The organism is Paenibacillus glacialis (assembly GCF_001637205.1).
Taxonomy (GTDB): domain Bacteria; phylum Bacillota; class Bacilli; order Paenibacillales; family Paenibacillaceae; genus Paenibacillus_AQ; species Paenibacillus_AQ glacialis.
On sequence record NZ_LVJH01000037.1, the window covers coordinates 1 to 10,608 of the forward strand.

Genomic DNA, 10,608 nt, shown 5'->3' on the forward strand with positions numbered 1-10,608 from the left:
TCGTTGCGCTAACGGGAGACGTTTGTTCAATTAACAATAGTGGGAGGCTGCCGGCACAATCGGTAGCCTTTCGTTCACCTAACGGGCATATATGGGAAAAGGTGGTTTTTGTAATTCCTGTTATTAAACTGGAGGAAAAGAATGAATTTTGGAGGGGAAATGTGAAAAAAGAAAACATCTTGTTGCCAATTTCAATTATCATCCTCGGAGGATGCATAGTTTTATCAGCTTGGATTATAACAGATGGAATAGACAATGAACATTTGGAGCAACCGCTTATTTCCACTCAGACGAAAGCACTAATGACTTCTGACGAGGCAGCACAATACATGGGAATTTCATTAAATGATTTTGACTTGCTTATTAAGAGTCAAGTTGAACAAAAAGCGGGAGTTCAATCATACGACACTTATAGGTTCATTCCACTCATCCACATTGGTAATCAAATATATTTTAATGAAACTGAAATAAATAAGTGGATTGAATACAATATGCTTAATAAGTAATGACTTCATGGAACAACATTAGCTTAATTAGCCGCTTTCTAAAAAAGCGGTTAATTTTATGTCCAAAATAAGCATTAAACTTAAACATAGCCATGATTATTAAAGAGAAAACGTGATTTTCACCATATGCATCATTAAGGTAACGGGACACTATAGTTTAATAGCATAAATTGTTGAGCAGGCCGAAGCCTGCTTATTTTATTGAACGGTTAAGCTGCTTGCTTAAGGGGCATACCTTTGTGTGGGATGTAAGCTTTTTTGTCTTGTGCAAGCTCTAACTACACTTTTACTGTCGGGTATTAATTAAAAATATCTTTTACCAAGCTCACGAATATATTTCCTATCAAAAACTTTGAAGCCATTACGATCGTAACGATTACAAGACCGATGACATTGCCAAGGTTTTGTTTTTTATCATCATTCATTCTGTAACACCTCTCTATTCCTCAAACGATAAATTCATAGGCTCGTCTAGAAGTTCACACATAAAATCGATATTCGTCGTAGGCACCTTGGTATCCACTTCCTCGAATTGAAGCCCATCTATCCAGACCTGTCCACTCCCGGACAACAGCACACCAAAAGCAATCGCGGCACTATTATCCGGCACATCCAGCACGATGCTGTAATGGTTCCACTCCGTATCTCCAATAATGGGGCGGTCACTCATGTTATCGAATTGCAGTACATCATGAAGAGCATCATCGACTCGCATCCAGAACCCACAAAACCCTCTCACTGCTTTTGTTTTGATAAACCCTGAGAGCTTTAGTCTTTTGCCCATATATTTGTCCGCTTTGAATTGCTGCATCATCGTTGCAAATTCGCCTTCCGTCGGTACCACTGTAACCGACTTTAAAAATCCGGACGCTCTCCCTTGATGGAAGGTTCTCCGGTCAATCCCCATCTGATAGTTGAAGGGGTGACTCCCGCTTAATTGCCATCCCTTTAATAATTGTTCATTTTTCATTTTCATTTCCTCCCTTTGCATCGTTAATTTGCCCATGATTTTGCGATACTGCCCTGGCGGTAATTGATAGTATTTCTTAAAAGAACGGGTGAACGATTCTTGGCTCTCAAAGTGATAATAAATGGCAATATCTATAATTCTTTCATCTGTGAACAGTAACATGTTGGACGAATTTGCAATTCTCCGAAATCGGATATATTCAGATACGCTCACGCCAACCTCTTGCTGAAAAATCCGATGGTAATGATACTTTGAAAACCCTGCAAACTTAGCCATACTCTCTAGTGACAATTCTTCGGGCAAATGCGTCTCTATATAGGCAATCGACTCTTGGATGATCGGACTGTAGCTCATGTTATAACCTCCTTAAGAATAAAATATCAGAAGCAACCGCTGCATATTTGATATATATTGCTTTGTTTCTCGGGTATATAAAGGATAACTCCATCCATATTATTGTGTTCACATAAAGATAGCAATAATGATCAAAAAGGTGTGGTGCAATGAATGTATACTTGAAGTAGAACGTAAAATTATTTTTTGGTAAGGAGTTAGATGCAATGAAATGGAAGGCGAATACCCTTAGTCTGCGTAGCTTGTTGTGCATGCCGCTCACTTTGATCATGCTTAGTACCTCAATAACATCAGCGGTTATCCCGGTCAAGACTGCATATGGGGAAGCAGCGGTGGATGAACAGCAAGTCAGAACAGCAAGATCGTATCAGGCTACTTTATCCGATTGGAAGCGTTGGGCCGCGGATCATGCTTATGCCTTACAGACGATCCAACCGGAATCATGGTCTTCGAATGGAGGATCCATTGGGCAGGACAAATTTAGCGACCTTGATATACTGATCCCGTTGCTCGCTGATAAGCGAATCGTATATTTGGGAGAAAATTCACATGGTGTGGCCGAATTTAATCTAGTCAAAACGCGCCTCATTCAATACATGCACCAAACGCTAGGGTTTAACATTGTTGCATTTGAGAGTGGTTTGGGCGATGCAGCCCTTGGTCAAGGACGGATAAAAAAGACGGCGACTCCCGATACGATGAGGCGTTCCATATTTGGCGTATGGTGGACGGAAGAGGCGAAGCCGCTATTCGAATACATGAAGGAGACACATAAGAGCGAATCGCCTTTGCGACTGACGGGCTTCGATATTCAGGTGCAATCCCCGCTTTTTCAGAATGCGAACTGGATTCCAAGTATTAAGCTGAAGGACAGAGCGCTGCAAGCGGAACAAGAGGTTCATAAGTGGAGAATGAGCAAGGATCAAAGCGGATTCCGTAAGGCCAAGCCTGAGCTGATTAAGGTGTATGAAGAGCTATTGCAGGCCGTGACTAAGAATGAAAATGCGTTGAAGATGGACTATCCCGATGAGCCGCATATCGTCAAGTTAATGAAGCGAGCGCTAGAGGATCGAATCCGGGTCATTCAGGAATTTAATGAGCTGTGCATCCAATCCAATCTATTAACAGAACAAGGGGATTATAGCGGCGCTCAGTCCATGATGGAATGGCGCGATCGGGCGATGGCCAGCAACCTTGCATGGTTGGTGACAGAAGTTTATCCGGAAGAGAATATCATCGTATGGGGCCATAATGGCCATATCAGCAAAGCACAGTCTCTGATTTCCACCATGCCGAAGAGTATGGGAGAGCTTATGCCAAAGGAACTGCAACAGGAAAGCTACGTCATGGGTCTATTTATGGGCGAAGGACAAGCAGCCGAGAATACGAGGGAACCGATTCAGTTGAATCCGATTATTCCGGGGTCTATGGAAGATATTTTGGCGGCTGTAGGACAGCCATATACATTCATGGATTTACGCTATCGGGAAAATGAACGGGGAAATTCTTGGATGTTCGAACGGATGATAGCCTCTTATCAGGTGCAAATGCCGATGCCGTTAGAGCTAAGACGGCATTTCGACGGCGTCCTTCTCATCAAACAAGCGAAGATGCCGACATATTTGCCGGACACACATAAGTGAGAAGGAAACCGTTTTAAAAAAAGTTATTCTTCTTAGATTTCAGGCTCAGCTTCGTATCCCTTCGGGACAAGCCATTTTTTTGATTAAGACTCCTGAGCAGACAAATCTAAACTACATTGAAATAGGTGGAACGGAACAATGTGCACTTACCTTGGAAGTCAATGATTTTCACGGACTCTACAGCCAAATGAAGAACAACGGAGCTAAGGTATCGGAGATTGAAGATAATGGGGGCTGTGGTCTTAATTTTTATGCCCAGGACCCAGATGGAAATAAACTCGATATTCGGGATTTGATAAAGAGAACTTTAAATATGATGCTATAAACGATAAATATACCTGCCCGTTGAGTTATGAATTACCTTTCAAATGGAATGGAAAACAAGATGGGAAAGAGTATAAGCGTTATACTTGCGAAGCCTTCGAGATTTGCGGGCAAAAAGAGTCCTGCACGTCTGCCAAAGACGGAAGGTCGGTAATCAGACTTAAAGACGAAGAAGTGATCGAACAGATTACCGAAAATACGCGTAGGCAAAGTAATATTTATAAGCAAAGAGCGGCAATCGTTGAGCACCCTTTCGGGACGATGAAACGTCACTTGGGCTATACATACTTTTTAACACGAGGGTTGGTATCAGTAGGCACTGAGACCAATTTGATTTGTCTTGCCTATAATCTTAAGAGAATGATCAAAATAAACGGTGTAAAGGAGCTCATACGTCTCTTCAGAGATCGAGCTCATTCGAAATCTAATATGCACGACGTCTATTTGAGCAAAATTGCATAAACCCACGTTTTAAAGCCTACTCAGCAATCGGTTGTTAGACAGTCTGACGTACCGTTCGGTATACGGCGGTTCATAAAATATTCCGTAAGGAGTTGTATCTGTCCAATACGCTCTTTAATCCATTGGATTCCCAATATTGGTTATTCAATGCACGTTGCTGAATTGGACTCCCTGCAATTCGCCAATACCCTTTCCAAGTATTTCCCCACTCATAAGGTGGCAGGTCACTGGAACAAATAACAAATAATATAAAAGGTTCAGCATTTTGTTACGCTAACGGGTAACGATAGTTCAAAACTGCCGGCGTCGGATCCGGCAGCTTTTGTCGTTTAAAAGGTCGAACGAATATTTCAGGTATCTCGGTTTGGTTTTTGATACATGTTCTTGTCCTTTAACGATATATGTTCTTGTCTGGGCCGGGCGGCGTCACAATTCGGATCGGACATTAATGCGGCATGCGGTCAGTTGTACCGAACCGAATAGTGAACGTAGCATGATTTTAAAAAACTTTGCCTTTAGCCGAATTCACCTAAACTGGAAGTTGAGATGAAATGAGGAGGCTGGCGTATTGGAACACCATATAGGTAGTTGCTATATCCGCAATATTATCGGGATGGAGACGTACAGTGCAAGGAAAATCTGTATTGCCGAATTTTCAATTGACTTTATTTTCATAAGACATCTTTTGTAGAATTGAAAGATAGATGTACCATTTTGAAAAAAGTTATAGCGTTTATAAAAAGTTGCACGGTTTTATCTACACTTCACTGGATGAACACGGTGTTTTACCTTTTTGTTCCATCTGTTTGTATATACCTGTAATCCGTTATTATCGGTTCAGTTTTTTTATTAACTTGACTTAGAGCTAACTCTAAGTTGTAAACTAACTTTAATCAAAAGGAATGGATGATGTTATTGTATTCATGGTAAACGTTTTTTCCTGCGCCTGGGGCTCCAATAAAAAGACCTATTCCCTTAAAGTATAGACAATTCCTCAAAAAAAGTTATATCCTTTAGTTGATATTGAAACACTTCATTGGGTTTGATTTCTTAGGCTTTAACATAGGAAAATACAAAATTCACAAAGGGGAGTAAGGTTCATAATGCAGTTACATTTATCATCTCCAGGCATGATTCGAAAATGAGTGATCAAAGAAAATGGCATTGGCCCGACTATTTTCTATTTCTCATGCGTACGGTATGGTTTACATTTAATGGATACGCGATATTTAGTAGTACGATTGGTTCAGAAAAGTGGATTTTACTTTTATGGGCTAGTTGTTCTTATATAATACCCCATCTATTTTATCGACCTAGGCTTATTAAATTCCAATATTATTTAATGGCTGAGGTGTTGTTAACGGGTTCTTTGTTTATTTACTTATCGAGTCAGTATGATATATCAGTGACTTACAGTTTTTTACTTGTGCCTATCCTTACCCTTGCTTATGCTTGTCAAGTTAAGCCATTAATTTGGTTAGGACCTTTCGCCGTATTAGCTAGTACATGGGCAGGCAGTCTCTTCACTAATCAGGATTTCTTTAAACTCTTAGTTGACACTACTATTTTCTATGGTATTGGGTTTTGTTTAGGAAGGATGACCATTGTCAACAAAGCTAATAAAGAGTTAATTGCCTCTATTGAGGAAAAAAATAAGGATTTGGAATATTACTCAAAAAAGATTGAGGAACTGACGATAAAGGAAGAACGAAATAGAGTTTCACAAGATTTGCATGATACTGTAGGCCATATTTTCACATCGGTCATAACAAGCTTAGATGCCCTTCCTTTTCTATATCGGGCAGATCAAAAAGAAGCAGAAAAAAGTATAAAAGAGATTTCAGATTTAACACGAAATGGCTTGAACGATGTAAGAAAAACAATTCACCAAATGTCGCCAACGAGTCATCGAACGCTTGTTGAATCAGTGACAGAATTAATTGCAGATTTTATGAAACATACAGCAACAGATATACAACTGAATGTCGAAGGGGAAGCGACCAAAGTCAATGAAAGAGCAAAGTTTGCCATTATTCGTTGCATCCAAGAAGGACTTACAAATGCAAAGAGACATGGTCAGGCCACTTGTATTAAAATAAATATTTCGTTTAAACAAGAAGAATTGATTGTTCTTATTGATGACAATGGAAATGGTTGTAATGAATTGAATTTAGGATTTGGATTACGCTCCATGAAAGATCGAATATCGGCATTAGCAGGTACGGTTAACTTTGATTCTAAATTGAATAATGGTATGAGGATAACGTGTAACATACCTATGGCAAAGGAAGTTTAACGATCATGATTAAAGCGGCAATAGTTGAAGATCAAGAAATTCTAAGAAAAAGTTTAAAAATTGTGATTGAAAATATTTCTGACATTGAGATTGTTGGAACTGCAGAAAATGGAGAAGCTGCGATTGCTTTATGCGAAAGGGAAAACCTTGATATTCTTTTAATGGATATTCAAATGCCGGTGATGGATGGAGTTAAGGCAACAGAAGTAATAAAAGAGCGTTGGCCTAATATTAAAGTGATCATCCTTACTACTTTTCAAGATGTCACTCACGTGTTGAATGCCTTAAATGCTGGTGCAGAGGGTTATATTTTAAAGGCTGTTGATCCTGAATATTTAGTTCAGGGAATTAAAATGGTGTATCACGGAGGTTCCCTTATTCCTCAACAATTAGCAAAAGAGGTGTTTGGTCAAATACAGTTAAATCATAACTCACACTCGGATCAAGACTATAACGCTATGAATCATCCCTATGATTTAAATAATCAAGAAATAAAAGTTCTCAAATGTTTAACCCAAGGATTGTCCAATAAAGACATTACAGAAAAAATGTTTCTTTCCATGGGTACTGTAAAAAATTATGTTTCTGCCATTTATTCGAAATTGAATGTAAAAAACAGATCTTCCGCTATTACTAAAGCAATGGAAGAGAGTCTTATAGAAGATAAGAAACATTAAGTAAAAGAGTGTAGATAAAGTTTACGTCGACTTTGTCTATACTCTTTTTTATGACTTTTTAGTGACTTACCGGCACTACAGTATATTACTTTTCATTTGTATAGTATTGATTAAGGAGGGATTAGATGAAAAATTTAAAGAGATTAATAAAATATGTCGGAGTATCTATTATTATACTGGTAGTCGCACTTTTCAGGCCTACATGGACTTCGAATATAAAAGGGGATAACAGTATTAGCGTTCTAGAACAAGTTGAGATCAATGGTACCAAACAGCAAATCATGATTAGAGGTCGTGATCAAAATAACCCGGTCATTATATATGTACACGGGGGACCGAGTGTGTCCGAAATTCCTTATGCCAAGTACGAAGACTTATTAGAAAAGGATTTCACTGTCGTTAATTACGATCAAAGAGGAAGCGGCAAATCGTATCATTTTAATGAGGATTATTCTAACTTAACGGCAGATGTACTTGTAGATGATTTATTAGAACTTACGGATTATATTTCGGGACGATTTGGTAAAGAGAAAGTGATCTTAATAGGTCATTCTTACGGCACTTACTTAGGAACAACGGCTGCTTATAAAGCTCCAGAAAAATATGAAGGCTATATTGGGATTGGTCAGGTGAGTAATATGCAAGAAAGTGAAATAGATAATTTGAATTATACAATAAGTGAAGCAAAAAAAGCCGGAAATACAGAAGATGTGAAGTACTTAGAGGGGATCGCTGAAAAAATATATAAAGGAGATGCAGCGACTCCAAGAGGTTATGTAGGGAAGTACGGCGGCGCTACAAGACTTATTAATATGTCGGATGGCGAAATACTATTAAGTCGTGAATATAATTTGTTGGATTTTATTCGCTATAACTATGGAGTTGCTAAGACACAAGAACAACTTGTAAAAGAGGTTTTTGATAAGCCACTACCTAAGATAGTTACAAAACTTGATTTACCATTTTATTTTGTAATGGGTAAATACGACGCTATGACATCATATAATGCAGCCAAAAAATATTTTGATATGATTGAAGCGGATCAAAAGGAGTTCATTTCTTTTGAAGAGTCAGCTCATTATCCACAATTTGAAGAGAAGGAAAAATTTTATAAATGGATGTGCGATACATTTATAAAGTAATATAAATCGAATAACTATGTTGGTTCCTAACTTTCTTAAAGAGTTGAATATCTTGTATTCTATCAATAAGCCGTTTCCTGGCAAAACGCATCACATTCAATTACGCGAAATCGTTTATTTTGAAATTGCAGAAGAGAAATAAGCCATGAGCCTGCACTCCGTGATTATCGGTGCAGAACAAGAACTGAAAGCAATGACGAAACATGATCAGGTGAATGGGAGAAAGAGAAGGGCTTTTTCACTTGTACGCCATAGGAAGTGAAGGCAGCGGCAACGCTCTTTCCCTTCGCAATATCGATACTTAAAACAGGTTGATTCATATGACCTCCTTGGATGACACTAGAACCCAAAACAAATGTTCTCCACAGGTTGGCACGGTGATACGGGCTCTAGGCCCAACCAACTAAATCGGGGTATTAACATTGCTAGGGCTGAAACACTTTATGTGACGAGATCTAAGTCCCAACACCACATTCGTTCTTAACCCAGTGCTAATCTTTTAAGTATAAAAAGAAAAGCTCATCCCCGATGAACTGGGATGAGCTTAATATACCAACACCATATTCAAGCATTGGGGCTATCGCCCCTCGGTCTGCCCGAGGATTTCGGAATTAAGCTCCCATGAAAATTAAATTAGCTCAAAACCTGAAAAAGAGCATAATAAAGCAAACCCAGAATAACACTTTTAAAAAAAAGGCTGAGCCTCTTGAGTAATCATATAAAGATTGTTAGATCTTTTAAGCACAAAAAACATCATAGATAACAAACAAAAAGGCAAGGCTGGTGCAACAACCAAAAAAGGATTAATCTCCCATGAGTGCTACCCATATAGGGTGCGACATTCTGTGATGCACCGTGGTGGTCGGAGTCAGACTAACGGTTGGGCTCTATGGCACCATAGCTTATCGACCTTCTTCGCCAGCCGTACAAACAGTATAGACAGAGGTATCCATTTTCATCCTCTGTGGTGCAGCCCGCTCTTGGGCTGCATGTATGGCTAACGGGGAACGATAGTTCAATAATACACATTGATGAGCAGGTGCTTCGGTTATCCTGCTCTTTTTATTAAACTAACCGGCAGGATAGTTCAATGTTACTATCGAAAGTGTTGAGTTATATTATCATCGACATGCTGACTTTTTCGTGCAGAAAATGCACGGTATTCGTTTTTTATCTGCGATAAAATTTATCTTGAAAGGAGGGGAAACGATGGATTGGTTGGACAGGATGAATAGCGCCATGGAATATATCGAAACAAACCTAGCGGATAATATCTCATATGATGAAATAGCGCAGAGAGCCTGTTGCTCTACTTATCATTTTCAAAGAATGTTTCCGTTTATTACTGGAGTATCGTTATCTGAGTATATTCGACGTCGACGTCTGACATTGGCAGCATTTGAACTACAGACAACAGATGCAAAGGTTATTGATGTAGCTATGAAATATGGATATGATTCGCCAGAAGCGTTTGCTCGGGCGTTTAAGAATCTTCATGGGATAATACCGATATCTGCGCGCAATAAAGGTGTTTCTCTAAAAGCCTATCCTCGAATGTCCTTTCATATTTCAATAAAAGGAGATGTCGAAATGAATTATCGAATTGAACAAAGAGGGTCTTTTGAGATGTTTGGAGTCTACGGCCTTATAAATTCGGACCAGAAAACAGCATTTTCTGAAGTTCCTCTATTCCGCAAAAAATGTGATGATGATGGCAGCGTTGATCTTATGAATGAATTACTGGGACGGTTTCATGATACCGTATTGCATGCTGCCTTATATGATCACACTAGAGAATCTTTCAAATATATGGTGTGTTACAATTTGCCAAATGGGCTTGAAATTCCGGAGAGATTTACAAAACTTTCTGTCCCACCATTAACATGGGCTATTTTTCCGGAACCGCAATGTGATCTCCAAAGATTATGGGAACGGATCTATTCCGAGTGGTTTCCGACATCTGAATACGAACAGGTTGAAGGCCCTAGTTTCGAGATGTATTATGGAATGGCAAGTAATGTTACTGGGGAAATTTGGATACCGGTAAAGAAAAAATAACCTTTCTTGTTCATTTAAAATACGAATATGTTTTATCATTGGGCACCCGTTGTACTTTGCGCTAACGGGACACGATAGTTCAATCAAACAAGGAGCAGTTTGCCATGGCAGCTGCTCCTTGTTTTCATTAAGCTAACGGGCAGGCTAGCGTAAATAAAATGATCAAAAGTATTAAC

10 protein-coding genes are annotated in these 10,608 nt (G+C 39.1%); 8 read left to right on the plus strand and 2 right to left on the minus strand.

The annotated features are described in order from the left end of the window. Window positions 1-506: helix-turn-helix domain-containing protein (locus tag PGLA_RS18050; protein WP_068535545.1), on the plus strand; the 506-nt coding region annotated here is incomplete at its 5' end. A gap of 439 nt (window positions 507-945) precedes the next feature. Here the strand turns inward: PGLA_RS18050 and PGLA_RS18055 are convergent. Further along, window positions 946-1,830 (minus strand): helix-turn-helix transcriptional regulator, encoded by an 885-nt coding sequence (locus PGLA_RS18055; protein ID WP_068535547.1) that lies wholly within the window; start codon window positions 1,828-1,830, stop codon window positions 946-948. Between the two features lie 206 nt (window positions 1,831-2,036). On the opposite strand from PGLA_RS18055, the gene PGLA_RS18060 reads away from it, so the two are divergent. From PGLA_RS18060 to PGLA_RS18085, 6 genes are all read left to right on the plus strand, one after another. Then, window positions 2,037-3,473: an erythromycin esterase family protein gene (locus tag PGLA_RS18060; protein WP_068535550.1), complete on the plus strand. Its 1,437-nt coding sequence runs from the start codon at window positions 2,037-2,039 to the stop codon at window positions 3,471-3,473. Window positions 3,474-3,552: 79 nt separating this feature from the next. After that, on the plus strand, window positions 3,553-3,798 hold the full coding sequence (locus PGLA_RS18065) for a VOC family protein (RefSeq protein WP_068535552.1): 246 nt from the start codon (window positions 3,553-3,555) through the stop codon (window positions 3,796-3,798). A gap of 20 nt (window positions 3,799-3,818) precedes the next feature. Beyond that, a complete protein-coding gene (locus PGLA_RS18070; RefSeq protein WP_068535554.1) occupies window positions 3,819-4,259 on the plus strand; it encodes a transposase in 441 nt (146 codons plus the stop codon). A 1,189-nt stretch (window positions 4,260-5,448) separates the two neighbouring features. After that, the gene (locus PGLA_RS27015) at window positions 5,449-6,555 is read left to right on the plus strand and encodes a sensor histidine kinase (RefSeq protein WP_161487947.1); all 1,107 of its coding nucleotides are present in this window, start codon (window positions 5,449-5,451) and stop codon (window positions 6,553-6,555) included. Window positions 6,556-6,560: 5 nt separating this feature from the next. After that, window positions 6,561-7,232, plus strand: coding sequence for a response regulator transcription factor (locus tag PGLA_RS18080; RefSeq protein ID WP_068535557.1), 672 nt, complete (start codon window positions 6,561-6,563; stop codon window positions 7,230-7,232). 125 nt (window positions 7,233-7,357) lie between these two features. Continuing rightward, on the plus strand, window positions 7,358-8,374 hold the full coding sequence (locus PGLA_RS18085; RefSeq protein WP_068535559.1) for an alpha/beta hydrolase: 1,017 nt from the start codon (window positions 7,358-7,360) through the stop codon (window positions 8,372-8,374). 164 nt (window positions 8,375-8,538) lie between these two features. On the opposite strand, the gene PGLA_RS27555 is transcribed toward PGLA_RS18085, so the two are convergent. Continuing rightward, entirely contained in the window at window positions 8,539-8,694 is a 156-nt protein-coding gene (locus PGLA_RS27555) for a hypothetical protein (protein WP_211269583.1), read from the minus strand. An 889-nt stretch (window positions 8,695-9,583) separates the two neighbouring features. On the opposite strand from PGLA_RS27555, the gene PGLA_RS18090 reads away from it, so the two are divergent. After that, on the plus strand, window positions 9,584-10,432 hold the full coding sequence (locus PGLA_RS18090; RefSeq protein WP_068535561.1) for an AraC family transcriptional regulator: 849 nt from the start codon (window positions 9,584-9,586) through the stop codon (window positions 10,430-10,432). The last annotated feature ends 176 nt before the right edge of the window (window positions 10,433-10,608 follow it).

What these genes read in the sequence shown, in the direction of transcription:
- PGLA_RS18055 (WP_068535547.1), bottom strand. Translation starts at nt 1,830, where the DNA reads ATGAGCTACAGTCCGATCATCCAAGAGTCGATTGCCTATATAGAGACG.
- PGLA_RS18060 (WP_068535550.1), top strand. Translation starts at nt 2,037, where the DNA reads ATGAAATGGAAGGCGAATACCCTTAGTCTGCGTAGCTTGTTGTGCATG.
- PGLA_RS27015 (WP_161487947.1), top strand. Translation starts at nt 5,449, where the DNA reads ATGCGTACGGTATGGTTTACATTTAATGGATACGCGATATTTAGTAGT.
- PGLA_RS18080 (WP_068535557.1), top strand. Translation starts at nt 6,561, where the DNA reads ATGATTAAAGCGGCAATAGTTGAAGATCAAGAAATTCTAAGAAAAAGT.
- PGLA_RS18085 (WP_068535559.1), top strand. Translation starts at nt 7,358, where the DNA reads ATGAAAAATTTAAAGAGATTAATAAAATATGTCGGAGTATCTATTATT.
- PGLA_RS27555 (WP_211269583.1), bottom strand. Translation starts at nt 8,694, where the DNA reads ATGAATCAACCTGTTTTAAGTATCGATATTGCGAAGGGAAAGAGCGTT.
- PGLA_RS18090 (WP_068535561.1), top strand. Translation starts at nt 9,584, where the DNA reads ATGGATTGGTTGGACAGGATGAATAGCGCCATGGAATATATCGAAACA.